This window comes from Hyphomonas atlantica corrig., from assembly GCF_017795365.1.
In the GTDB taxonomy this organism is placed as follows: Bacteria; Pseudomonadota; Alphaproteobacteria; order Caulobacterales; family Hyphomonadaceae; genus Hyphomonas; species Hyphomonas atlantica.
In genome coordinates, this window is record NZ_CP051254.1 from 110,546 (window position 1) to 134,473 (window position 23,928).

Consider the following 23,928-nt stretch of genomic DNA (forward strand, 5'->3'; position numbering starts at 1 on the left):
GTCTCCGGGCTCCTCTTCTAGTGTCCCGCAGCGGCCCGCCCACGCGGACCTCCGAAATATTCCTGGACCCAGGGATGATCAAAGGCCCTCAACTCATCAATTGTTCCGACCGCCAGCACGCGTTTCTCGCCAAGCACGGCAATCCGGTCACACGTCGCATGCAGCGTATCCACATCATGCGTCACAAGGAAGACAGTCAGGCCCAGTGCGCGCTGAAGATCGCGGATCAGGGCATCGAACTTGGCCGCCGTGATGGGGTCGAGCCCGGCTGTCGGCTCGTCCAGGAACAAGAGCTCCGGATCCAGCGCCAGCGCGCGGGCAAGTGCGGCCCGCTTGCGCATGCCGCCGGACAAATCCGACGGGAATTTGGGCCCCGCATCAGCATGCAGCCCGGCCATCAGGATCTTCATGTCGGCCAGTTCTCGGCAGAGCTGCGGCGAAAGCTCGGTGTGCTCTTTCATCGGCACCATGACGTTTTCACGCACGGTGAGGTTCGAGAACAGCGCGCCATCCTGGAACATCACCCCCCAGCTCCGCTCGACCGCGGCGCGTTCTTCGGCGTCCAGCGTCTCCAGACGCTTGCCAAACACTTCAATGCTGCCCGCTGCCGGTTCCTTGAGGCCGGTAATCGCCCGCAGCAGAACGGACTTGCCGCAGCCGGACGGGCCGATAATGCCGATGATTTCGCCTCGCCGGATATCAAGGTCCAGATGCTCATGAACAACATGGCTGCCATAGGCTGTCTTGAGGTCGCGTATGCGGATGATGAAATCATCGGTCATATGCCCATCTCCATGTAGAAGATGGCAAACAATGCATCGATCACGATGATCGAGAATATGGCCTGCACCACCGATGTCGTCGTCTTGCTGCCCAGCGACTGGACTGACCCGCCAACGTTCAGGCCTTGCCGACAGGCAATCAGTGCCACGACAAAGCCAAACACGGGTGCCTTGGACATGCCCACCCAGAACTGGTCCAGCGGAACATTGGATTGCAACCGATCCAGAAACAGGGCCGGATTGATGTCCAGCGCCATCCAGCCCACCATCACGCCGCCCGCAATTCCCGCAATCGTACCAACAAATGCCAGCACCGGCGTTGCAACCACCATCGCCAGAATTCGCGGCGCGACCAGAACGTCCATCGGTTTAAGGCCGAGTGTCTGCATCGCGTCGATTTCCTGACGCATCTTCATTGTGCCGATCTGCGCCGTGAAGGAGGAATTGGTTCGCCCCGCCAACACAATCCCGGTCATCATGACGCCCAGCTCTCGCAACATGGCGAAGCCGATCAGTTCGACGACGAAGATTTCAGATCCGAGGTCGCGCAAAGTCGTCGCGCCGATAAAGGCGACCACCATGCCGACAAAAAACGACAGGAAGGCGATGATCGGCATCGCATCGAGACCGGCCTCTTCAAGGACAGACACAATCGACGTCCAGCGCAGTTTCCAAGGCGTCAGCACCAGACGGAACGTCGTCACCAGCGTCTCGCCCAGAAAAGCGAGCATGTCCCGCGACTCGGACAGCATATTCATGAAGCCGCGACCGGTGCGTTCCAGCATGTCGACCAATCCGCCATGCGCCGGGCGTTTGGGCTCGTCCACGTCGGTGACCGCGTGAACCTGACCGATCAGGTTTTCGGCGTTCCGATGGTCTCCCACAATATCTGCAGGCGCGTCTGACAATTGGCGCAATGTGCGGTCAATGACGAACGCTCCGGCCGTATCCAGCTGGCCCAGACCCGATACGTCCAGTGTCACACCCGCCCCACTTTCCAGGGCGCGCAAATCCTCATCCACGATCTGAACCGTGCGCACCGTCCAGTCGCCCGAGACGCGGAGCACAGTCTGTTCGTCGCTGGTTTCCAGCGCGAATTCGGGGGTGTTAGGGTTTGCCATGCAATACTTTTATACCTGCCCACCCTATCCAAACATGCTTAAGACCTGAAAAGCAGGATTGTTCAAATTTCATCTATCAGGACCATACATGGCCAAGCGGACCCTTGAAATCACTGATTTTTCTTCGCCCCTGAAGCGCGCGTTTACCATTTCGCGCGGTGCGAAGACCAGCGCGGAGACCATTCTGGTAACCATACGCCAGGATGGCGCTGTTGGCCGTGGGGAGTGCGTGCCCTATCCGCGCTATGGCGAAACCCAGCCCGGCGTGCGCGCCGCGATTGAGGAGATGCGTGCGCAAATCGAAGACGGGCTGAGCCGGGATGCCCTTCAGGACGCGATGCCAGCTGGCGCCGCACGGTGCGCCGTGGACTGCGCGCTATGGGACCTTGAAGCGAAGCTGACCGGCACGCCTGTCTGGAAACTGGCGGGCCTGCCCGAACCCGGGCCGGTCGAAACTGCCGTGACGGTCAGTCTCGACACCGCCGAAGCGATGGGAGAGGCGGCCAAATCCACGCCGAGCAAGCTCCTGAAGCTGAAGCTAGGCGGCCCGGAGGATCTTGACCGGATCGAAGCGGTTCATGCCGCCCGCCCGGATGCGCGCCTGATTGTGGATGGCAATGAGGGCCTGCTGGTGGACCAGTTCCCCGGCATCATGAAGCGCGCCGCAGAACTGGGCGTCGTTCTGGTCGAGCAGCCCTTCCCCGCTGGCAAGGACGAGGCCTTGCTGCGTCGGCCCGGCGCGGTATCAGTGTGCGCGGACGAAAGCGCGCACACCAGCGCAGAGATACAGGACCTTGCCCGTCGCTATGATGCGGTCAACGTAAAGCTCGACAAGACCGGAGGCCTGACTGAAGCGATCCGCATGGTGCAGGCTGCCCGGGCAAGCGGCATGAATGTCATGATTGGCTGCATGGTCGCAGGCTCCATCTCCATGGCGCCTGCTGTCTTGCTGGCTGGCCTTGCGGATGCCACCGACCTCGACGGACCACTCTGGCTCGCCGAGGATGTGGTAGACGGCCTGACCTATACGGATGGAATGATCAGCCCACCGAAGCCCGAACTCTGGGGCTAGGCCGCGCCGTCCAGAATATCCTTGAAGCCGCTTGGCGCATGCGGGCCCATGAACAATTGCTCGAATGCGCCGATCCCTTCGGAGGACAACCCGTTCGGGCCTTCATGCCTTGCGCGGGCAATGGCCTGAATGTGCAGATTCTCCGGCTGCTGCCACGCCAGCTTTTCCGGTTCGTAGTCTTCGCGCAATACGGATAATTGATCGCCCTGATACGAGCCATGCTTGCGCTCCGGATGGCCATAGCCAATGCCCTTCATCAGGAAGGTACCAAACGGCTCGAAGCTCACCGTATGCGCGCCGCCCTGACCGTCTTCAAGGTGCAGCTTCGCAGATTTCATCCGCCGCGTTCCGGACGTGTACTGGATATCCATATGCGGCTTGTCGAGATGGATCAGATCGCCCTGCCCTGCGCCATCCATCGCCAGCACGGCGCGCGTGTTCCACGCCTCACCCGCCTCATCATGGTTCACATGATAGAACATGGACAGGTTCGGGAAATTGGTAGGCGTCCAGATCCAGTAGAATTGCGGCGGCAGCGGCGGGATCAGCGGCTGTGTATCCTGCGCCCCGATCGGACGTACGCCCCAGCTGCGGTCACGCGTTCCCGTCCAGCTTTCCGGTGAGACATCGATCTCTGTGCCATCAATGCGCAGCTTGCCAGCCCAGCGGCCATTCTGCGTCATGCGCGTCACATCCATCAGCATGCGCGGCCCCTGGCGGCGTGTGAAGCGCGGCTCCTCGATCGGGAAGGCCCGCCCCTCGAAGACAAGGTCCAGCGCAATGCCTTCGGTTTCCTCAACCTTCAGCCGTATGCGCTTCAGCGGTTCGACCACTTCTACTGAAAAGCCACCAACAAAGGTGTTCATCCGCTCCATGTTCAGCGGACGGGAAAAGAAGACCGAATGTTGCTTACCGCCCCTCAGAACGGACACGGCAGCGTCGATAATGTTCAGGTGCGGATAAATGCCCATCGCCGCGGCGAAGAACGTCTCGCCATCGGGAGAATAGCCATTGAAGAAATAGCGGTCGTAGAAATTCCGGTCGGAGCCTGAAAAGGCCACAGGTTCCGGTGTCTGGTGAATCGGATACTCATCTCCGGCTGTCAGCATGTCGTTTCCTTCCTTCGCGTCACCACTTGGCGGGCAACGTCCCGCAGCTAGGGTGAACGACACACACAGACGGTTCAAGCCGTGACGCAAAGGGAGCCCAAAAAATCATGACCAAGATGACGGCAGACGAAGCCAACACATTCCTGCGCGGCGCATTCGCGACGAAAGACAATCGAACGGAAGTCACGCTGATGGAAGATGGCCGCGCCGTGATGCGCCTCGTGGCGGATGAATCGAATTTGCGCCCCGGCGGCTACATTTCCGGACCGACGCAGATGTCGCTGGTCGACTCCGCCGCCTATATGGCCGTGATGACGAAGACGGGCCATGAGCCCATGACCGTGACCAGCAATCTCAGCATCAACTTCCTGCGACCTTGTATCGGGGATGTGGTCGTCGCGGATGCGCGTATATTGAAGATCGGTCAGGCTTTGGCCGTCATGGAAGTGGATGTACGGATCGAAGGCGCAGACAAGCCGTCAAGTCATGCGGTTGTGACCTATGCGATCCCGAGAGAACCGAGTGGAATGGCATGAATGCATTGGGACTGATCGCCGGCCTTCTGGGCTTTGCAGCCGTGGCGCTGGGCGCCTTTGGTGCGCATGGGCTGGAAGGTGTTCTGACGGCTGAAGGCACAGACTGGTGGCACACGGCAACGCTCTATGCCTTGGCGCATTCTGTCGCCGCGCTGGCCATTTCCCTGCACGGCAACACCGGCCTGCTGCGCAAGGCGGGCTGGGCGTTTGCGATTGGGACGATCATCTTTGCCGGAACGCTGTACGCGATGGCGTTGGGCGCGCCGCGCTGGTTCGGGGCGATCACCCCGATTGGCGGCGTTGGATTGCTGGTGGGGTGGGCTCTCTGCGCCTTTGGCGCTCGAAAGGCAGCCTAGAGACGCGACTTAAGAAGTCGAACGGCTAAGCGAGGCGTATTTATCCGCGAGACCATCTGCCGTATCGCGGGCGTCGTCGATCGTGTCTGCGAACGATTTGAGCTCCCGGTCAACTGGCGCGATATCCATGTCCATGTCGGACCGGGACGTGACATCGCCAAGGGCACCCTGGAAGTTGCGATAGGCCATCTGTGCGCGCACCAGGGCCCGCTCATAGCTCATCACATCGGCGCGGGTGGCAGAATCCTGCCCGCCGGTTTCGAGCACATCGCGGGCTTCACGGCTGACATCTGCCAGACCGGTACGAGCGGCCTGAGCGTCCGATACGATGCGTGCCAGCACCAGAGAGGGTGCATCTGATTTCGCGCCAATGCGGGAAGCATAGTCGCGGGTTTCGTCGTCAGATTTTCCGTTGATCAGCGTGGACGCAAAGCCAGCCAAGCCGCCGGTTGCTTCAATCCAGCCCTTCTTGACGGCATCGGTGCAATATTCAGCAGAAACTTTACGCAGGGCAGACTGGGATTGCGTGAGACTGGTTTCAACCGAAGTCTCACCGGATACCATCGAAACGGTTGCGCATCCTGCCAGAAGGCATAGGGATGCACCCAGAACTATACTACGCATTTGACAGCCACCTGCACACCTGATTGGGACCACACCTGCAATAATGTTTACGGTTGCCACTGGCACAAGTCCAGTAACACCGCACAATATGACTGAGAATAAGTGAAAACTGCATGAACAGACGCTCCAACCGCCGCATTTTGTATCCGAGACTGGAATCCAGACGCTCTGGAAGGCTGCGAGTCAGCGAAATTCACGAAATTTACTGGGAAGAATCGGGGAATCCGAACGGGATTCCTGTCATTGCCGTACATGGAGGCCCCGGAGGCGGCTCAAGCCCAGAAATGAGGCGTTTTTTCGATCCGGGCAAATATCGCATCATTTTGTTCGATCAGCGCGGCTGTGGGCGCTCCACCCCGCACTCTGAATTGCGGGAAAACACGACCTGGGACCTGATCGATGACATGGAGTCGATTCGGGATGCCCTCGGCGTCGACAGATGGCTGGTGTTTGGCGGCTCATGGGGCTCCACCCTGTCGCTGGCCTATGGCGTGACCCATCCGGATCGCACGCTCGGCCTCGTCCTGCGCGGCATCTTTCTCGTCTCGAAAGCCGAGATCCAGTGGTTCTACCAATCCGGCGCCAGCCGTCTGTTCCCGGATGCCTATGACCGCTACATCAAGCCGATCCCGGAGGACGAGCGCGACGACCTTCTGATGGCCTTCCACAAGCGCCTGATCGGCGACGACAAGCAGGCACGCATCGACGCCGCCCGCGCCTGGTCGCGCTGGGAAGGCGAAACCCTGTCCATCAAGGGGCCAACGACAACCCCTGCCCGGTTCAATGAAGATGATTTCGTCGACGCTTTTGCCCGGATCGAATGCCACTATTTCGTCAATCGCGGCTTCTTCGCGTCGGACAATTGGTTGCTGGAAGAAGCCAGAACCAAGCTGAAGGATGTGCCCGGTGTGATCGTGCACGGCCGGTATGATGTGGTGACACCACTCTCCACCGCTTGGGCGCTTTCAAAGGCTTGGCCAAAAGCCGACATCCACATCATTCCGGATGCAGGTCACTCCTCCATGGAGCCCGGCATTGTCGACAAGCTGATCCAGGCAACGGACGATTTTGCCATCCAGTATGCCGACCTGATCAAGGCGTAACACAAAAGGCCGGACAGGCCGCGCCTTCCGGTTTTACGAAGAGTGTGACGGGCGGAAGAGACAGAGGCCGCGTCAGGTTTTGGTATTGGGGAAGTTCAGGTTGCGACCCTGCACCTTCCGCCGCCGGGAGAACGCATCGCCTCGTTCGCCCCACCGGAACAGGAAAGCCAGAAAGTCCGGTGACAGGCACCATCCTGCCGCAGAATTCCGCGCGCCGGATTGGCGGGCTGTTTCTACCTGTCCCCATATAAGAAAAGGGGGCGCATAGACGCCCCCTTCTCCGCAGGTCTTGTGTGTGCTGTTGCCTAGATCACGCCAAGCTTGGTCAGTGTGCCAAGCACGAGGATGAAGGCCAGCGCAGGTGGCACAACCCAGCGGCACATGAAGCGCCAGAGATTCATGATCGTCCCTTCGCCAAGCTCACTGGTCAGCATCTCGCGGCTAAGGATCCAGCCCGCGAACACCGCCAGCAACAAGGCGCAGAGCGGCAGCATGATGTTGCCAGTGATGATGTCAGCAAAGTCGATAAAGTCTGATGAGAAGACATAGCCCATGCCGATCATGAACAGGACGAAGCCAATGCCCATTGCAGCCCCGGGACGGGTGACGCCTTCGCGCTCTTCCAGCCACGCAACGCCCACTTCCATCAATGAGATCGAAGACGTGAAGGCCGCAAACAGGGCCAGCAGGAAGAAGGCTCCGCCAACCCAGACGCCCAGCGCGCCCATCTGGCTGAATGCGATTGGCATCGACACGAAGAACAGGCCCGGTCCGCCGGCCGGGTCCGCCCCGAAGGCAAACACGATCGGGAAGATCGCAAAGCCAGCGATCAGCGCCACCATCGTATCGGCGCTCGCCACAATGGCCGATGAGCGTGGAATGTTGGTATCGCGGCTGAGATAGGCCCCATAGGTGACCATCAGGCAGGAGCCGACGGACAGCGAGAAGAAGGCCTGGCCCACCGCTTCCAGGAAGGTGGCCATGGTGACCTTGCTGAAATCCGGAGTCAGCAGGAAGCTGGCCGCAGCACCGGCATCACCCTCAACGAGCGCAAAGCCGACAATACCGATCAGCAGGATGAAGAAGGCAGGCATCAGGAAAGTGGCCGCTTTTTCAATCCCCCCCTTCACGCCGCGCGCCACGATGAATGTGTTCAGCGCGATAAAGGCCGCAAGCAATGTGCCGATCATGTATTTATTGCTGATCGTCTGGCCGAAATTGGTGGAGGATACATCTGCAAGGCTGACAGTTGTGCCGGTCTCTGCAGTGAGGCGCGCCGCTTCATCTGCGAAGCGTGTGAAAGTGCCGTCGAAGGCCTGGGGAATGAAGGCCAGAACCCAGGCTGAGATCACGATGTAGAAGGTAAGGATAAAGAACGAGCCCAGCGTTCCGATCCAGCCGACAACCTGCCAGTTCTCACTCTTGTTTTCGGCGCGCGCGAGAGAGTGAATGCCCTCAATCGCCGACATGCCGGATTTCCGTCCCACGGCATATTCTGCCATCAGCACGGTAAGGCCGAGGAACAGGACGCAAATCAGATAGATGATGATGAATGCGCCGCCGCCATTTTCACCTGCAGTGAATGGGAAGCGCCAGAAATTGCCCAATCCGACCGATGAGCCGACCGCGGCCATGATAAATCCAAAGCGCGAGCCCCAATGGTCCGTCTTGCGGCCAATTTCTCCTGCCATATGCCCTCTCCCCGGGTCAAAGTTTTGCGCGAACCTATCGACGGCAAAACAAAAATCAACGATTGTTATGTTTTAGAGCTAAAATATTCCGCGCGCCGTCAGCTTTTCATCCCGGTGCATGTGCGCCGCGATGATCAGGCCGAAACACGCCATTGTCGTCAGCATGGCTGTGCCGCCATAAGAGATCAATGGCAAGGGCATTCCCACGACGGGCAAGAGCCCCAATACCATGCCCACATTGAACACGATATAGAATGCGACCGTGGCCACCGCCCCTGCCGACGCCAGCCGCCCGAACCAGCTGACAGACCGCGCTGCACTGTAGAGCGACCATCCCAGCAAGACAGCAAATCCGACCAGCAGGGCCGTCGATCCGAGGAAGCCGAACTCCTCCGCAATCACGGTGAGAATGAAGTCGGTATGCTGTTCAGGCACATAATCCTGTTGCGACTGGATTCCTTGCAGGAAACCGCGGCCATTGAAGCCTCCTGCGCCGATGGCAATCTTGCCCTGCTCGATCTGGTAGCTTTCGCCGAGCGCGTTGGTTGACTCGCCAAACAATTGGGCGAGGAAGGTATCCACCCGTTCACGCTGGTAAGGTGCCAGCACGAACTGGTACACCGGCCAGACGGACGCCACACCGCCGACAATCACGGCCGTAATGATGCGCACCGACAGGCCAGCGAGGAAGATCACGACCCCGCCGGAAGCAACCAGAGCAAGCGTGGTTCCGAAGTCCGGCTGTTTAAAGATCAGGGCCGCAGGCAACAGGATGATCGCCAATGCGCCGAGGTGTACGAGAATGCGCCCTGTCTGGGGCTGCAGTATCATCTGGTAGTATCGCGCGAGCGCCAGCGTTACGGCCAGCTTTGCAAACTCCGAAGGCTGAACGGCCACAGGCCCGACCTGCAACCAGCGCTGCGCACCGCCGCCTGTCACACCCATGAGTTCGACCAGCACAAGCAATACCAGCGTGCCAGCATAGGCCGGAAACGCCAGCCGCATCCACCAGGACAGCGGCAGCATGGCAAGGCCGATCATCATCACGAAACAGATGACCAGGCGCACCAACTGAAGTTTCCAGAGATGCGCCTCGATCGGGTTCGTGTGCGCCGAGGAATAGAGCATCGCGATGCCGGTCAGCGCCATCGCCGCGATGAGGAGGATGAACCCCCAAGGTAGGCGCATAAGCTTTTCGAGCACACCCTGATTTTCAAAGCTCAGCGATGTCGCCGTTCGTGTCCGCGCTTCGCCCCGCGAGAAACCGGTAAAACCTTCGCGGTTCATGTCGGCTCTCCCTCATCCTTCATCGAGGCCGGCAGGGAAGCACTTTGAGAATAGGTCGGCTTGCGACGACTATCGGTCTTGAGCGCGAAATGCAGGATATCGCGCGCCACCGGAGCCGCTGTGCGCGAACCGCCCTCCCCGTGCTCGACCACGACAGAGATGGCGTATTTTGGATTATCGGCAGGCGCATAAGCCACGAACAGGGCATGATCGCGCAGCTCGCGCGCAATCTCACTGCCCGAGCGTACGCCGCTGAGGCGCTCTTCGCGGGTGATGCGTCGTACCTGTGCTGTCCCCGTCTTGCCGGCGAGGCGCGGCCCTCCGAGGCCCAGATCGCCAGAGCGATAGGCCGTGCCGCCACCCTCCGACGTCACGCCATACATCCCCGCTTTCATCAGCTTCATGATTTCTGCATCCAGCGGCGCATCCAGCGAGTGGTCGTCCGCCGAGTTCGGACCGATGCCGATCATGCGCGGTGTGAAGGGCTTGCCCTCTGATGCGATGCGCGCCGTCATCAAGGCAAGCTGCAGAGGGGTCGTGCCGAGTTGCCCCTGGCCAATTCCGAAATTGAGCGTTTCGCCTTCGTACCAGTTTTCCTTGCGGACGCGCTGTTTCCATTCCCGGTCCGGCACAAGACCGCCTCGTCCGCCGGTCATGCCCAGAACCCAGTCTTCGCCGAAGCCGAATTTGCGGGCGACCTCAGCGATCTTGTCAACGCCGGTGCGGCGGGCAATTTCATAGAAGTAGACATCGCACGACCCCTTGATGGCCGTATGCAGATTGACCGAACCGTGCCCGCCCCGCTTCCAGCAATGCCAGGTGCGGTTACCGAAATGGTAGTAGCTGTTGCAATGCACCCGGTCGGTCGGCTTGATCACGCCCGCCTCCAGTGCGGCTGTCGCAACCACCATCTTGAAGGTGGAGCCCGGCGGATACACCCCGCCATGCGCACGCGGATAAAGCGGCGAGCGATTATTGTCGCGCAGCTCTGCATAATCCGCAGACGAAATACCGTTTACAAAATCGTTCGGGTCGAAGGCCGGTGTGGACACCATGGCCAGCACGTCGCCGCTTTCCACATCGAGCACCACGGCTGCACCGCTTTCGCCTTCGAAACGCTCAATCGCCACACGCTGGAGATCGGAATCGATGGTCACGAACAGATCCCGCCCCGGCGTCGGTGCCAGCCGCTCATCGGGGATTTCCTCAATCACGCGGCCATGCGCATTGGTGACGAGCTTGCGATAGCCGGGCTTGCCGCGCAGCCATTCCTCGGCGAAACGCTCCATACCCTGACGACCCGTGCGCATGTCGGGATGCCGGAACATGGTTTTCAGCGTTTCAGCTTCCTTGTCGCTCATGTCGTCAGTCAGGCGCACAAGATCATCCTGGCTTGCGCGCGCGACATATCCCAGCACATGGGCGAAGTCCCGCCCGCGAGGATAGGAGCGGGTCAGCGCCATCTCGACGTTGACGCCCGGCATCTCCGCTGCATGCACGTTCATCCGTGCAAAGTCTTCATAGGTCAGCTCATGCGCGACCGTGACCGGCACGAAGCCCGCATTGCGACGACGGCTCATGCGAACTTCATTCGCGATCCGCTCCAGGCGCTGGTCCGGCACCTCGATCAGGGACGCGATGCGTGCCAGCGTTTCCTCGGGATTGTCGGCCTGTTCCGGAATAATGGAGATCCGGCCCGCCCGGCGATGCGACGCCAACGGGCGGCCGAAGCGGTCAAGGATTCGCCCCCGTTGCGGCGGGGCGAGTTGCAGCTTGATGTGGTTTGCCTCGGCCTGCGCCTGATAGCGTTCCTGATCCAGGATCTGCAATTGGAACAGACGCCCGATCAAACCGGCCCAGACAAGCCCGCCCGCTGCACCCGCAATGGCGGCGCGACGTGTGAATGCGTGATCGAGATCGGCGGGTTTCTTGCTCATGAGGCTTGCCCCACACTCTCACCGGGCAGGCGCCCCAGATCAAACACTTTGTTCAGCACCGCATACACCAGCCCCGTCGTCATCAGCGACGCCACCAAAGGCAGCACCCGGACGGCATGATCTTCCAAGGTCGACGCCATGAGCCAAAGCAACAGGAAGGCGCCCGAGAACAGCAAGATCGGCGAAAGAATGGCGATCAGCGGCTCGTTCATGACGTCGAACATGTCCGCAATCGCCGCGCTGGCGCCATAGGCGAGCAGGTTCAGGATCACGAAGCAGCCAATCGGCGCGTGGAAGGTCACATCCTGCACCAATCCGAAAATGATCAGTAAGATCATCGGGCGCACCGACAGGCCCACCCTGCCCCAGCCTACGGCACCCCAGAGCGCAGCATATGGCCATGCGATTGAAAACCCGAAGAATTCGCGTGGTGTCAGCCCAAGCAGACCAATGGCAGCAATCGCAAACGCCCCGAACAGGAGGCGGGGCGTTGGGCCAGTCTGCGACCACAGGCTTCGATTGGGACGGCTGCTGGAGCGTGACATTCTATTGGCGCGCTCCCTGTGTCGGGCTGGCCGCTGGCTCGACTTCCTCCACCGGAAGCGCCATCGGTTTCACGATCTCCGGCGGCGGGATCATCTGGACGTATCCTCCATCGCGCTCTGCCATCGAGAATTTCACACGCCAGTCATCCCCGGATTTGCGCACTTCTCCCACCACCAGACCGCGTGGGAATGCTCCGCCCTCGGCTGAAGTCAGAATACGTTCGCCTTCGACGAAGGCGTCTCTTTCCGGCAAATCCGTCAGGCTGCCAAGGCCATCCCGGCCACCATAGAGAATGGCGCGCACACCGCTGACTTCGCCCATCACAGGCACACGGCTGTTGAAGTCCGTGATCAACAGGATACGGGAAGAATATTCGCCAAGCTGGATCACCCTGCCGACAAGGCCGCCTTCATTCAGCGCGACCGCACCCGGCTCAACGCCTTGTGCCCGGCCGGCATTGGCCAGAATTGTCTGCGCGAAGGGCCCGTCATTTTCTGCGGTGACGCGGGCCGTTACGCCGCGCGCGGGCGGCTCGCCCATCAAATTCAGGATCTCTTCATAGGCCTCAAGCCGCTCAGCCATTGAAATGGCGGCAGCCTTGTAGCGCGACAGGTTTCGCACCTCGGCTTCGAGTTCCTTGATGCGGCGCTCGCGCTTGGCCTGACCGGTGACCCAGGCCCAGACATTCATCCCCTCATTGCCGCCAAACTGGTCGCCAACCGTTGTGCGGACAGGATTGAACATGGAACGGATTTGCGGGGCAGATTGCGCAAGGACAAGGGCAGCGGCAGCAAAAATGAACACGCCGAGGATCAGACGCTTGGGAGAGCGTTTCTGACTCTTCGTTGCTGATCGGCCGAGGCGCGCCATTGGCCTGTCCCTTTGCGTGTTACCCCTGTCTGCTCATGATGTCAGACTTCCGGTGAAAGCACCGTACGCATCTTCGTGAAATTCTCGAGCACATGCCCGCAGCCATTCACAACACATTTCAACGGATCGTCGGCGATCATTACCGGCAGCTGAGCCTGCTCGCGAATGACCGTGTCGAGATTGCGCAGCAAGGCGCCACCGCCCGTCAGAACAATGCCGCGATCCACAATGTCGGCGGCCAGTTCAGGCGGCATGGCTTCGAGCGCGATCTTAACAGCATCAATGATGTCCGTCACGGGCTCGCGCAGCGCTTCGGCGATCATGGCTTCGGTGATTTCGGTCTCTTTCGGCACACCATCCAGTGTTCCGCGCCCGCGCACGGTCAGCGCCATGCCGGTGCCGTTCTCCGGCGGCATGGCCGTGCCGATTTCCTTCTTGATGCGTTCAGCGGACATTTCACCGATCAGGATCTTCTGCTCGCGGCGCAGATAGTTGACGATGGCCTGGTCCATCTTGTCGCCGCCGACGCGGACTGAACGCGAATACACAATGCCGCCCAGCGACAGCACCGCCACTTCGGACGTACCGCCCCCAATATCCACGACCATTGAGCCCGCCGGATCATCAATCGGCAGGCCAGCGCCGATTGCAGCGGCCATGGGTTCTTCGATCAACTGCACTTCGCGGGCACCGGCGGCGAGGGCCGACTGGTGAATGGCGCGGCGCTCAACGCTGGTAGCGGAGCTTGGCACGCAGATGATGATGAGGGGAGACACGAACGCCCGGCGGTTGTGAACCTTCCGGATGAAGTGCTTGATCATTTCCTCGGCGACTTCGAAATCGGCGATCACGCCATCGCGCATGGGGCGGATGGCTTCCATGTTCACCGGCGTCTTGCCGAGCATGTTCTTGGCTTGCTCTCCGACCGCATAGACAATCTTGCGGCCGCCCTGAGTCATGTAAGCAACGACCGAGGGCTCATCGAGCTTGACGCCCTGCCCCTTCACATAGACCAGCGTGTTCGCTGTCCCGAGGTCAATGGCCATGTCCGTGGACAGCATGCCGAGGAGGCTACCAATCATGTCGTACCCGAGCTCTTTCTTGAGCGGCCGGACATGAGAATCCGGCGCGCATGTGCAAATTCTATACACAGCCCCATACAACATGTGCCGTTAACGCGCCTTTAATGCAAGAGACACCGAACAGATGAGCGGTACGCAGCGTTCACGCGCCTGCTTTGTGCTGTATTTACTGGAATTTTGGATGACATTCGCTGTCATGCCTACGGACAAACGGAACGGACCGTACATCAATTATTAACAATGTATGGACGCCGCTTAAGAAAGCTCGTCATCTTCTGAAAGCGATTCCGGCTCAGCGCGCACGCGATAAAGTCTCGGTGACGCTTTTTCATCAGCGGGAACGAGATAGTCAGGCATGTGTTCGGAGGTCAGCCGCGCCGCGAGTCCGCCTGGCGCGCGGTCGGCAAGCAGTTTGTTTTCGCCATCTGCCTCGCAAAGCACAATGTAATCGATCCCGCCTTCTGACAGCAGGGCCTCGGTTTCACCGGGCGGCGACATCAGGATGTCCAGCGCAAGTGCGATGCCGTCATGATTGCGGTGATAATTGCCCTGCAGCACACTGTGGTCGGTCCGGTTCAGAATACGGGGCGCAAAGTCTGTCGGCGCCAGTATTCGTCCCGTTTCCAGCGCGTTCAATCGCTCAAACAGGCTGTCATCAAGACAGGCTGATTTGTTGCTATCATTGGCCGTGGCCGACTTTGGCGACAGGATCAGGCCCGGAACAGCCCACAAGAAGGGCAGGCTAAGCGCCAGCGCGCCAATATAGGCGACGCTGGAAGGATTGCGTGCCTTTCCATCACGGTAAGTGTCTGCAACCCATAGACTGAGCGGAATGATGGCAAACACATGCCCAAAGCCCGCAAACCGAACCTGATAGACCGACATCAACAATGCCGAAACCAAGAGCGCGGCGAAGAGGAGATTCGCCCGCAGGCGCTTCCCCCGGTACGCGCCGTACAGGCTGAGGCCCAGCGCCAGCAATGCGATGCCCAGCATGAAGCCGATTTTCGCAACCCTGCCGGGGCGCTCTGCGAACAGGGGCCGCGCCTCATCAATGCGGTCCAGCCAGAGCGTCTTCACCTCAGGCGACAGATCAGACAGCGGGTTCGACAGGCATTGCGGCCCCACCAGCAGCAGGACTGCAGCGCTTGCCGCGCCAATACATAGCAGCGCCGCCATGCGTACGCCCAATCCCCGCGCAGACGCCAGAAGCGCGGCCAGAACAAGGCCGAGCCCCCCTGCCAGTCCGGCAAGCAGGCTGACGGATGAAAGCACGTCACAAGCCACGACGGCATAATTCGAAGGTGCCACCGTCGCAAAGAAAGCGAGCTCCAGCCCCGCCGCCAATCCAGCGCCAAACCCCATCGCACCGCGCCGTGCGGCCTCGCCCGAGATCGCCCAATCCAGCGCCACAAATCCGCAGATTATGCCAACAAAAACATAGACTTCGCCTCCAATCGCCACGGACGCGGCAACCGAAAGGCCAGCCAGCGCCAGACGTGCCGGACGCCTCGAGGGGTCAACAGCACAGCCTAGTGCAAGGGCGAGCAGGCCAAGTTGAAGATTATGATGATCAATAGCCCCCGGCATGAACCGGTAATGCGTGGAGAAGATGAAGGCGCTCAACAAGAGGCACGCCAGCGCACCCCCTTTGCCGCCCAGATGCCGCGCGCCTGTGTAGAGCCCGGCCAGCAAGAGCAGTACGCTCAAGGGCGGCCAGACCGTATAGGCCCAAACGAGCGCGGTCTCTGATGGCAGGAATATGTTGAACAGGTGGAACAGCAACAGAATCGGCAGATCCACAAGCCGCGACCAGTGCATGGCGGTGCCGCCCTCCGGTCCCATTCGGTATTGCTGGAGGTCAAACCAGGCCTGTCCATTCAACAGATCCTGTATCTGAACGAGTCGCATTATGTCGTCGCCATCCGGTCCGATGTCGCCGAATTTCGCCTGAACAACACTGCTCAGTATCAGGCAGGCAGGCACCAATAGGAACAACAGAACAAGTCTGGCGTCGAACCGAAACGTCATGTGCTCCCTCCGCGGCTGCGCGCTCCCGAAAGGCAAACTTAACCTCTGGGAGTATAGGAAACGCTAAAGAGGGAGGCGCGAAAGACTGATGACCGATACTGATCTGCCCCGGCTGAACATCGCTGTGCTCCTGCCCTGTTACAATGAAGGCAAATCTATCGCGTCCGTCGTGATCGGCTTTCGCAAGGCGCTGCCGTCTGCGCGGATTTATGTCTATGACAACAATTCCAGCGACGACACATCCTCGCAAGCCGCATTTGCCGGAGCCACCGTCGTTCCCTCCCGTCGTCAGGGCAAAGGCAATGTGGTTCGTCAGATGTTCGCAGATATTGAAGCGGATGTTTACATCATGGCCGATGGCGATGGCACATACGATCCGTCCGCTGCGCCGCGCATGATCGACACACTTCTGGCCGATCGTGCCGACATGGTCGTCGGCACGCGACGGAATGTAACCGAAGACGCAGGCCGGAACGGTCATGCTTTCGGCAATCGTCTTTTCAACAAGATCTATCGCGCCCTGTTCGGCAGCGAGTTCACGGACATTTTCTCCGGCTATCGCGCGTTCACGCGTCGCTTTGCGAAAAGCTTCCCCGCCTCTTCCCCAGGATTCGAGATCGAGACAGAAATGTCGGTCCATGCGTCCAGCCTGCGGCTGCCGGTCTCGGAGATTGAGTTCGATTATGGCCGGCGCGTCGAGGGATCCGAAAGCAAGCTCTCAACCTTTCGTGACGGATTCCGCATTCTCCGCATGATGGGCATGCTGATGAAGGAAACCAAGCCCTTCGCTTTCTTCAGTGCCGTTTCGGCAGTCTTGTTCGGTACGGCGACACTGCTCAGCCTGCCAATTCTCGTCGAATATTTTGAGACGGGCCTTGTCAGCCGCATGCCGACCTGGATGCTGGCCATGACGCTCACGCTCGGCGCGATGATGTCATTCACAGCAGGGGTTATTCTGGACTCACTGGCCCGGTCACGCATTGAGCAAAAGCGGATCCATTATCTTTCCATTGCCCCCGCCAGAGGCGAAGGCGGCATTGGGGGACGCATGCAGCGAACAGAGGATGACCCGGCAACCTATCTCCAGGACCTGTCTCGCAAGACCGGCGCTTGAGTCTTTCATGTTTCAGAAAGTGAACAGAACGTCCACGCAGACCTGAGACGCTGAGCGCTGCAATCTCCCGTGCTCACCTGAAACACACAGCTTACGAATTAGCCCATATTCTGGCGCAGCTCGGCGGCACTGACCTCTGCTGCATCAGGCGATGTCTCGGCTTCGTCTTTCGGAGCGCGGCGAACCAGCGTTTCCGGAATAGTGATGAAGGCTGTCGTGCCGCGACCAGGTTCAGACCGCAGCTTGATCCGCAGACCCTGCGCATCCGCCAGGCGGCGCGCAACACTGAGGCCGAGACCGACACCTGCCGTATGGTCAAACTTCTGGTGAGCCGGACGGGAATGGAAGAACGGTTCGAACGCCTTTTCCAGAACGTCCTGGGTCATCCCCCTGCCCCGGTCACGTACCATGACAACAAGGCCCACACCGGAGACCATGCCAGCCTTCACGACAATCGGCGTAGATGAGCCGGACTCCAGCGCGTTTTTGATCACATTGCGCAGGATGATCTCAAAGCTGTTCTCATCCATGTCGGCTGACAAATTGTTTGGAACACTGACTTTCAGTCGATCTGCAAATCGGGAATTGTCAACATCAGACAGCTTGCGGACGACATTCTGAATGGATTGCGTCACGGACACTTCAGATGCATGGGCGAGATAGTCCTCACGCTCCATCCGGGTGTAGTTGATGATCCCGTCGAGAGTGGATGACAGGATCACAGCCTGCTCGCCGATCTTGTCAGCGTAGGAGCTGACCTCTTCTTTGCTACACGGAATGTTAGACGAAGACCCGATCACACCCGCGCAAGCAGAGATGACATCCAGAGGCACTTTCAGCTCAGCGCTCATGGAGCCCAGGAAACGCGTCTTGGCTTCGTTCGCCGCTTCCGCTTCATTTCGGGCATGTTCGATTTCCGAACGGGCCTCTTCGATGCGTGTCACATCTGCGTACACGACAACGGTGCCGACATTCGGAATGTGTTGAACGGATTTCTGCCAGTACATGCCTTCGCGTCGGATCGGCTTTTCAACCGGCTCCAGGGAATCTTCGCTGGAACTGAAGACCTTCTTGTGAAGCTGGTTCTCGACAATGACATCACCACCTTCGTCGAAGATGGCAAACGCCTGATGGCTGGCCTCGAGTGCTCCGATGAGCAGGTCTCGGGATTCCTCAGCCTTGAGCGTGGCGTCAATATCCGACTGATAGACCATGTAACTGGATCGGGCCCCGAGATAGAGCGCGATCATGAATACGATCATCATCAGGCAGATGGTGACGCCGGTAACCGACTGGGCATAGGTGCTGTAGGCAGCGCTGGAGGCGAAGGCAGCGAGGGCGTAGCGCAGCACAATCCGCGGGACCCGCGTCAACATGCTTGCCATGCCGGCAGCCATAGGCGTGATCATGAGGCCGCCCATGATCATGGCGGCATTTTCATCAGGGCCGACAAAGAAGGGCAGAGAGCCCCAGGCCATACCGAACAGGATGGCAAGGAATTCGGAACGACGCAGGTATTTTCCGCTTACCTGTTTCGGCGCTGAGCGCCCGCGCTTCAACAAGAAGTCCACGACCAGCAAAAGCGCCAGGCCCAAATTCAGCGCAACCCAGATATCGATATTGGTATCAGGAACCCAGCGGCGCACCAGAAAACTGGCGCCGACTGTATTCACGAGCATAATCAAGGCCATGACGAGCACATGGCGAGAGAAATCAAGGTGCTGCTGCAATAGAATCAGCCGGTCAACCGCCGTGCCCCGAGGCAGCGTGTTGCCAGTCACATAGGACAGAAATGATTTTTTCTGCTTCGCCATGACACCGCTATACATGGGCGAAGTGAACATTCCGCTCGCGAGTCGGTGCGGTATTGCAAGACTGTGGAAACTTGTCGTTAACGGGAGGATTAACCACAATAGGTTACACAGAATGGTTGCATAGTCGGTCTTGGATTCTGTAGCGTGCGTTCCAGTAGAAGAGAGTGCCGCGCCTGTGTCCCGCCCAAAATCGCCTTTGAGGATTGCTGTCATTGGTGCCGGTCCGGGCGGATTGAGCACAGCCCATTTCATTCAACAGGCCGGACACGAAGCGGTAATCTTTGAGGCTGAGGATCGGCTTGGCGGCAAGTCCTTCTCCGTTGTGCGCGGCGATGCCATGAACGAGATGGGCACCTGCTACACCACGCGCTCCCACAAGCTTGTGAAGAAATGGATGAGGCAGGTTGGCATCACGCTGACCCGGCTCGGCGAAGCGCGATATGATGGCGTCAAGGTGGTCGACTACGTCAAACAGGGGGACGGGCCGCCCCTCGCCTTCCAGGCGTTGAAATTCATTCGGGCCGCCGGTCGCCTGCGCCGTGACATCCGAAATCGCCCGGATGACCCGGATGTGCGCGCCGAAGCCTCAATGACGACGGCCGAATGGGTCAAGCGGCTTGGCCTGCCGAAGATCGACCTTGCCTCGCATCGCATCCAGACAACCCAAGGCTATGGCTTCACGGATGAGGCGACGATCGGGCAGACCGTACAATGGTGCGATCTCAACTATCTGCTGTCCGGCGTCCTGAATGACATGCACATGCCGGATCAGGGCTGGACCGAGTTCTGGACCCGGTTTGCCGAGGACAAGGATGTGCGTCTCGGCAGCCCGGTCACCCATCTCGACCGATCCGGGCCAAAACCCATCGTGACTGCAGGCGGCCAAAGCGAATCATTCGATGCCGTGGTCTCTACTGTGCCGATGCAGAATTTCGTGAAGTTCTGCGCCGCAACGCGCGACGAGATGTTTATCTGCGAAGGCATTGAGTGGCAGAACTATACGACAACGCTGCTCACATCGCCGGACTGGTTCGATGGGTACATGATCATCGGGTATTCCGAGGCGAGCATGGATTCCAGCCGCAAGGGTGCCATCCTCGGAGGGCGACGGGAAGGCGAGAGCGAAGAACTTGGCGGGCGGCTCTATGTGACCGGGCAGTTCTCAACCGGGCTGACCCCGGCAGAACTGCGCGAGATCCTGGAGGCGGACGCGCAGAAACATGGTTTCACGATCGAAAGCGTTATCCAGCAGAAAGTCTGGCAATATTTCCCGCAATACAAGGCCGAGGCCGTGCGCGACGGCCTATTCGGCGCACTACGGCGGGTTCAGGGCAACAAGCGTACCTGGTTCAGCGGGTCCAGCTTTTCCCACGAGCTGGTCTGCAGCATTGTCGAGCAGTCCCAGGGCATGGTGCGGGACATGCTGACAGAATTGTCCAGGGCTCCGCAAGAATCCGAAGCCCTGCCCCAAACGGCTGACAAGGAGACTGCCTAGGCGGTCTCGGTTTCCGGCGCCGCGCAATAGGTGTCGATAAAGTCCTGATGCTTGGGCAGTTTGGAGACCGCCTGCGCGATGCTGGCCTGTAATCCGTCCAGCGCGCGGGTCAGTTGATCGTCGGTCATCATATGCCCCATATGGTGATACCCCTTCGGCTTCAGGCGCTGGCCCATCATGACCTGCAGCCAGGAATCCACACGGAACAAATCATCCGACGCCTGATAGACGAGTCCATTCTCCCGGAACAGGGCAATGCGCTGGGACAGTGTATCCGGTACAAGCATATCGCGGCGCGCGCGCCAGAAGTCTGAATCGTCACGCTCGGTCAACTTATAGTGCAGGACAATGAAATCCCGGATCTTTTCCAGTTCACGCTCTGCCTGCTCATTATAATGATTGGCGATGGCTTCGCTGATCCCGGAAAACGGGAATTGCTGCACCAGTCGCGTCGCGCCAATCTGGATCAGATGGATGCTGGTCGATTCAAGCGGCTCCACAAATCCACTCGACAGGCCAAGGGCAATACAATTCTTGTTCCACACCTTGCGGCGGCGGCCGGTCTTGTACCGGATCAGGCGCGGCTCAGTGAGCGGCTCCCCGTCGACATTGTTCAGAAGGAATTCCTGAGCCTCGTCCGGCTGCATGTTCTCGCTGCAGAAGACGAGCCCGTTTCCGACACGATGCTGAAGCGGAATGCGCCACTGCCAGCCCGCATGGTGCGCGATGGCGCGCGTATAGGGAATGGCCGGACCGACCGAGCGCGTCTGGACCGCCAGCGCACTGTCCGTCGGCAGCCAATGCGTCCAGTCTTCATAGCCGGTCTTCAAGGTCTGTTCGATCAGCAGGCCACGAAAGCCGGTGCAATCGATGAAGAGGTCACCCTCTATCCGCTCACCTGACTGAAGCTTCAGCGCAGTGATGAACCCGCTTTCACCATCCTGCTCGACCGTGTCGATCAAACCCTCAACGCGCTTTACACCCTTGGCTTCGCTGAATGTCCGCAGGAATTTCGCATACAGGCTCGCATCCAGATGATAGGCGAAATTGATGTTGGCCTTTTCAGACGTATAGAAACGATCCTCTTCGGCAGCCTGCAATTCAAAGCAATAAGCGTCGAGCGCATCGCCAATGCCGCGCTCCTGCGCATACATCCAGATATTGTAGAACTCGCCCATCCAGCTCGGCTTGCCGACCTGGCCGAAGGAGTGGATGTAGCGATCCCCGACGCCGCCCCAATTCTCAAACGCAATGCCCAGCTTGAAGGTCGCCTTGGTGGCGCGCATGAACTCTCGCTCATCTATTCCCAGCAGGTGATGGAAGGTTCGGTGGGTGGGGATGGTCGCCTCTCCCACACCCACCGTGCCGATGGCGTCTGATTCCACCAATGTAATGTCGAGCAAAGGCCCCAGCATGCGGGACAATGCAGCGGCGGCAATCCAGCCAGCCGTACCTCCCCCAGCGATAACGACTCGTTTTACCTGTTGCGTACTCACATGAACCTCCGGCCTCTCTATGGCGCTAACGGTTGAGTTTGTTCAGAAGCATCGCGCGCAGGCGACGGGCCCTTACTTCGTCCATCGGGGCCAGATTGCCCTGCGCGGCTTCCGGCAAATGTTCAGCGGGGCGATCAGACGGCCCGAAAATATAGTAATCAAACAGCGCCTTCCAGGCCTGCTTCTCAGAGTCGGGACGATCCCGCAGGCTCAGCATGGCATGCAAAAGCGTATTCTGCGGCGTGTCCATGAAATTCGGCGACGTGTTCCACCAATAATTGATCATGGCCGTGAAGTCGCCAAAACCCTCAACATTGTGCCACCAGAGGGCCGGATAAAAGAGGACATCTCCCGGCTCCAACTCTGCGACTTGCGCGGCCGCCATGGCCTGACGAAACCGGGGGTAACGATCAAGATCCGGCTCGCGGAAGTCGACCATGCTGACGACCTGCCCACCGGGCGTCGGCTCCAGTGGGCCCGGATACAAATTCGCGACCTGCTCCGGGGGAAACAGAGTGAATGTCCGTTTGCCAACCATGCAGCAGGCAAGATTGTGCGACATGTCATAGTGCGCCGAGGCGATCGTGTGATTGCCCATCCATATACTGACCAGCGGCGCGTGCGTATCAAACATTGCGTCATTCAGGACAAGATCATTCTCATCTCGGAGGCCCGGAAAGAAAATACCGAGATCGGTTGAGCCGACATAGGCAGACGCGCCCGTACGTTTGGCCATCGCCTCGCGAATGTGTGTGAAGAATTCGTCCAGCGGCACACGCCCCCGCTCGAAATTGAAACCATCAACCGCGTCAGTATAGAAATATCGCCCGCCTTCCCCCGGTGCGCAGCGATACTCGACAATCGGGCGCCCCTGATAGAAGCGCGCAATATAGTCCATTGCGGCGTCTGGCGACTTCAACCCGTGCTGCACCAGGGGCCAGTCGCGCGCCACGTCCTTGAGGATGACCGGTTCCTGATCCCGCATCAATTGCGCATACGGAATGGCGTCTGGCGCGACGCCTTCCATTACTTTTGTCTTGCGGGGAATGTCCAGTGCGGACACGCGGCTCCTCCTGATCGATCAGCCGGTGGCAGATCGTTTGGCGTTCTTCATGTTGATTAAACGGTTCACATTGCTCAGCGATGCCAGCACCAGATATGCCGCGCGCAGAAAGCCACCCTTGTGCAGCCGCTCCAGCATCTCGCCCTCCAGCGCAGCGAGACGCTCTTCGCTCAGCGTGAACAGATCCGGCACCTTGTATTCGGTATGGTCGTCGAGCTTCAGATCCAGCGAAACCGGCTCGATGAGGCTCGCCTGATCAAACGCCTCGAACATCGGCTTCGTCATTTCATCACCAATGGCGATGACGCGCAGGACCTGGCTGACATGCTGCAGATAAGGCGCATTGCCGCCCTGTGAAAGAAAAAGCGGCTCACCCTCCATCTTGCTGACGCGCGGATTATCCAGATCGACATGGATTACCGGCTCGCGGCGGACCTCACCATCGACATTCTGGTCTTGAAAGCCAATCAGAAACGGGCCGCGCTGCAGCAGTGCCGGAATATAGTTCGCATTCCAGCAGTCGCCCGCCAGAAACAGATTTTCGCCCTTGTCGAGCCCCATGAGGACGACACAAAAATAGTTGCCGGCTTCATCCTTGCGGAAAAAGATGGGGTAGTCGCGCTGAAGCTCCGAAAACTCGGTGGGGTACACCGCCACCTGATTCACACTGTCGCCAAACTCGGCGCCGCGGCGCGTGACGATTTTCAGATCCGCATGATCGATATTGTTGAGAAGTGCCGTATTGGCCATGACCCGCCCTTGAATGCTGCGTGCGGTAAGCGCCCTCGCTTGCTTCGGG

Annotated in this window: 21 protein-coding genes; 6 read left to right on the forward strand and 15 right to left on the reverse strand. The window is 59.3% G+C overall.

From position 1 onward, the window contains the following. Positions 1-17: 17 nt before the first annotated feature. Together HF931_RS00555 and HF931_RS00560 are read right to left on the reverse strand one after the other, a co-directional pair. The gene (locus HF931_RS00555; protein WP_273241428.1) at positions 18-782 is read right to left on the reverse strand and encodes an ABC transporter ATP-binding protein; all 765 of its coding nucleotides are present in this window, start codon (positions 780-782) and stop codon (positions 18-20) included. Continuing rightward, positions 779-1,903 (reverse strand): ABC transporter permease, encoded by a 1,125-nt coding sequence (locus HF931_RS00560; RefSeq protein WP_273011231.1) that lies wholly within the window; start codon positions 1,901-1,903, stop codon positions 779-781. The genes HF931_RS00555 and HF931_RS00560 overlap by 4 nt, the downstream gene beginning before the upstream one ends. 88 nt (positions 1,904-1,991) lie before the next feature. On the opposite strand from HF931_RS00560, the gene dgcA reads away from it, so the two are divergent. Continuing rightward, positions 1,992-2,975: an N-acetyl-D-Glu racemase DgcA gene (gene dgcA / locus HF931_RS00565; RefSeq protein WP_273241431.1), complete on the forward strand. Its 984-nt coding sequence runs from the start codon at positions 1,992-1,994 to the stop codon at positions 2,973-2,975. Here dgcA and HF931_RS00570 read toward each other — a convergent pair. Next, entirely contained in the window at positions 2,972-4,084 is a 1,113-nt protein-coding gene (locus HF931_RS00570) for a hypothetical protein (protein WP_273241433.1), read from the reverse strand. The genes dgcA and HF931_RS00570 overlap by 4 nt on opposite strands. Before the next feature lie 107 nt (positions 4,085-4,191). Here HF931_RS00570 and HF931_RS00575 point away from each other — a divergent pair, with 107 nt between their 5' ends. Both HF931_RS00575 and HF931_RS00580 read left to right on the forward strand, forming a co-directional pair. Next, positions 4,192-4,620, forward strand: coding sequence for a PaaI family thioesterase (locus HF931_RS00575; RefSeq protein WP_035550823.1), 429 nt, complete (start codon positions 4,192-4,194; stop codon positions 4,618-4,620). Then, on the forward strand, positions 4,617-4,976 hold the full coding sequence (locus tag HF931_RS00580) for a DUF423 domain-containing protein (RefSeq protein ID WP_273241435.1): 360 nt from the start codon (positions 4,617-4,619) through the stop codon (positions 4,974-4,976). The genes HF931_RS00575 and HF931_RS00580 overlap by 4 nt, the downstream gene beginning before the upstream one ends. Positions 4,977-4,985: 9 nt before the next feature. Here HF931_RS00580 and HF931_RS00585 read toward each other — a convergent pair whose 3' ends face one another. Next, positions 4,986-5,600, reverse strand: a complete 615-nt coding sequence (locus HF931_RS00585; protein WP_273241437.1) for a hypothetical protein — start codon at positions 5,598-5,600, stop codon at positions 4,986-4,988. A 113-nt stretch (positions 5,601-5,713) separates the two neighbouring features. On the opposite strand from HF931_RS00585, the gene pip reads away from it, so the two are divergent. Beyond that, positions 5,714-6,703, forward strand: coding sequence for a prolyl aminopeptidase (gene pip, locus HF931_RS00590; RefSeq protein WP_273011224.1), 990 nt, complete (start codon positions 5,714-5,716; stop codon positions 6,701-6,703). A 305-nt stretch (positions 6,704-7,008) separates the two neighbouring features. On the opposite strand, the gene HF931_RS00595 is transcribed toward pip, so the two are convergent. The 7 genes from HF931_RS00595 to HF931_RS00625 form a co-directional block, all read right to left on the reverse strand. Continuing rightward, positions 7,009-8,394, reverse strand: a complete 1,386-nt coding sequence (locus HF931_RS00595) for a sodium-dependent transporter (protein ID WP_035550813.1) — start codon at positions 8,392-8,394, stop codon at positions 7,009-7,011. A 78-nt stretch (positions 8,395-8,472) separates the two neighbouring features. Continuing rightward, positions 8,473-9,681 (reverse strand): rod shape-determining protein RodA, encoded by a 1,209-nt coding sequence (rodA, locus tag HF931_RS00600; protein ID WP_164473913.1) that lies wholly within the window; start codon positions 9,679-9,681, stop codon positions 8,473-8,475. After that, positions 9,678-11,618, reverse strand: a complete 1,941-nt coding sequence (gene mrdA, locus HF931_RS00605; protein WP_035550811.1) for a penicillin-binding protein 2 — start codon at positions 11,616-11,618, stop codon at positions 9,678-9,680. Before mrdA ends, rodA begins: the two co-directional genes overlap by 4 nt. Further along, positions 11,615-12,163 carry a hypothetical protein gene (locus HF931_RS00610; protein WP_035550808.1) on the reverse strand — a complete coding sequence of 183 codons (549 nt, stop codon included), beginning with the start codon at positions 12,161-12,163 and terminating at the stop codon, positions 11,615-11,617. The genes mrdA and HF931_RS00610 overlap by 4 nt, the downstream gene beginning before the upstream one ends. A 1-nt stretch (position 12,164) precedes the next feature. Next, complete coding sequence (mreC, locus tag HF931_RS00615; protein WP_051602618.1) at positions 12,165-13,034, reverse strand: rod shape-determining protein MreC; 870 nt, start codon at positions 13,032-13,034, stop codon at positions 12,165-12,167. A gap of 41 nt (positions 13,035-13,075) precedes the next feature. Continuing rightward, entirely contained in the window at positions 13,076-14,116 is a 1,041-nt protein-coding gene (locus tag HF931_RS00620) for a rod shape-determining protein (protein WP_035550806.1), read from the reverse strand. Positions 14,117-14,371: 255 nt separating this feature from the next. Beyond that, positions 14,372-16,147 carry a hypothetical protein gene (locus HF931_RS00625; RefSeq protein WP_273241441.1) on the reverse strand — a complete coding sequence of 592 codons (1,776 nt, stop codon included), beginning with the start codon at positions 16,145-16,147 and terminating at the stop codon, positions 14,372-14,374. Between the two features lie 88 nt (positions 16,148-16,235). On the opposite strand from HF931_RS00625, the gene HF931_RS00630 reads away from it, so the two are divergent. Further along, positions 16,236-17,261 (forward strand): glycosyltransferase, encoded by a 1,026-nt coding sequence (locus HF931_RS00630; RefSeq protein WP_273241443.1) that lies wholly within the window; start codon positions 16,236-16,238, stop codon positions 17,259-17,261. Between the two features lie 98 nt (positions 17,262-17,359). On the opposite strand, the gene HF931_RS00635 is transcribed toward HF931_RS00630, so the two are convergent. Further along, positions 17,360-19,075: a sensor histidine kinase gene (locus tag HF931_RS00635; protein WP_273241445.1), complete on the reverse strand. Its 1,716-nt coding sequence runs from the start codon at positions 19,073-19,075 to the stop codon at positions 17,360-17,362. Positions 19,076-19,250: 175 nt separating this feature from the next. Between HF931_RS00635 and HF931_RS00640 the strand changes: the two genes are divergently transcribed. Then, positions 19,251-20,570, forward strand: a complete 1,320-nt coding sequence (locus tag HF931_RS00640) for a flavin monoamine oxidase family protein (RefSeq protein WP_273241447.1) — start codon at positions 19,251-19,253, stop codon at positions 20,568-20,570. On the opposite strand, the gene HF931_RS00645 is transcribed toward HF931_RS00640, so the two are convergent. Genes HF931_RS00645 through HF931_RS00655 form a run of 3 tightly spaced genes read right to left on the reverse strand, consistent with a single transcriptional unit; the run spans position 20,567 to position 23,879 of the window. After that, entirely contained in the window at positions 20,567-22,066 is a 1,500-nt protein-coding gene (locus HF931_RS00645) for a tryptophan halogenase family protein (RefSeq protein WP_273241449.1), read from the reverse strand. The two genes, HF931_RS00640 and HF931_RS00645, sit on opposite strands and share 4 nt — an antisense overlap. 25 nt (positions 22,067-22,091) lie before the next feature. Continuing rightward, on the reverse strand, positions 22,092-23,093 hold the full coding sequence (locus tag HF931_RS00650; RefSeq protein ID WP_420537723.1) for a cupin-like domain-containing protein: 1,002 nt from the start codon (positions 23,091-23,093) through the stop codon (positions 22,092-22,094). A 54-nt stretch (positions 23,094-23,147) separates the two neighbouring features. Continuing rightward, positions 23,148-23,879 carry a SapC family protein gene (locus HF931_RS00655; RefSeq protein WP_273241452.1) on the reverse strand — a complete coding sequence of 244 codons (732 nt, stop codon included), beginning with the start codon at positions 23,877-23,879 and terminating at the stop codon, positions 23,148-23,150. Positions 23,880-23,928 lie beyond the last annotated feature (49 nt).

Bases quoted from the DNA above. Each gene is read 5' to 3' on its own strand.
- HF931_RS00625 (WP_273241441.1), bottom strand. From the start codon at position 16,147: ATGACGTTTCGGTTCGACGCCAGACTTGTTCTGTTGTTCCTATTGGTG.
- HF931_RS00560 (WP_273011231.1), bottom strand. From the start codon at position 1,903: ATGGCAAACCCTAACACCCCCGAATTCGCGCTGGAAACCAGCGACGAA.
- HF931_RS00635 (WP_273241445.1), bottom strand. From the start codon at position 19,075: ATGGCGAAGCAGAAAAAATCATTTCTGTCCTATGTGACTGGCAACACG.
- HF931_RS00570 (WP_273241433.1), bottom strand. From the start codon at position 4,084: ATGCTGACAGCCGGAGATGAGTATCCGATTCACCAGACACCGGAACCT.
- pip (WP_273011224.1), top strand. From the start codon at position 5,714: ATGAACAGACGCTCCAACCGCCGCATTTTGTATCCGAGACTGGAATCC.
- HF931_RS00650 (WP_420537723.1), bottom strand. From the start codon at position 23,093: ATGGAAGGCGTCGCGCCAGACGCCATTCCGTATGCGCAATTGATGCGG.
- HF931_RS00655 (WP_273241452.1), bottom strand. From the start codon at position 23,879: ATGGCCAATACGGCACTTCTCAACAATATCGATCATGCGGATCTGAAA.
- HF931_RS00595 (WP_035550813.1), bottom strand. From the start codon at position 8,394: ATGGCAGGAGAAATTGGCCGCAAGACGGACCATTGGGGCTCGCGCTTT.
- HF931_RS00585 (WP_273241437.1), bottom strand. From the start codon at position 5,600: ATGCGTAGTATAGTTCTGGGTGCATCCCTATGCCTTCTGGCAGGATGC.
- HF931_RS00630 (WP_273241443.1), top strand. From the start codon at position 16,236: ATGACCGATACTGATCTGCCCCGGCTGAACATCGCTGTGCTCCTGCCC.
- HF931_RS00620 (WP_035550806.1), bottom strand. From the start codon at position 14,116: ATGATTGGTAGCCTCCTCGGCATGCTGTCCACGGACATGGCCATTGAC.
- rodA (WP_164473913.1), bottom strand. From the start codon at position 9,681: ATGAACCGCGAAGGTTTTACCGGTTTCTCGCGGGGCGAAGCGCGGACA.
- mrdA (WP_035550811.1), bottom strand. From the start codon at position 11,618: ATGAGCAAGAAACCCGCCGATCTCGATCACGCATTCACACGTCGCGCC.
- HF931_RS00610 (WP_035550808.1), bottom strand. From the start codon at position 12,163: ATGTCACGCTCCAGCAGCCGTCCCAATCGAAGCCTGTGGTCGCAGACT.
- HF931_RS00580 (WP_273241435.1), top strand. From the start codon at position 4,617: ATGAATGCATTGGGACTGATCGCCGGCCTTCTGGGCTTTGCAGCCGTG.
- HF931_RS00555 (WP_273241428.1), bottom strand. From the start codon at position 782: ATGACCGATGATTTCATCATCCGCATACGCGACCTCAAGACAGCCTAT.
- HF931_RS00575 (WP_035550823.1), top strand. From the start codon at position 4,192: ATGACCAAGATGACGGCAGACGAAGCCAACACATTCCTGCGCGGCGCA.
- dgcA (WP_273241431.1), top strand. From the start codon at position 1,992: ATGGCCAAGCGGACCCTTGAAATCACTGATTTTTCTTCGCCCCTGAAG.
- mreC (WP_051602618.1), bottom strand. From the start codon at position 13,034: ATGGCGCGCCTCGGCCGATCAGCAACGAAGAGTCAGAAACGCTCTCCC.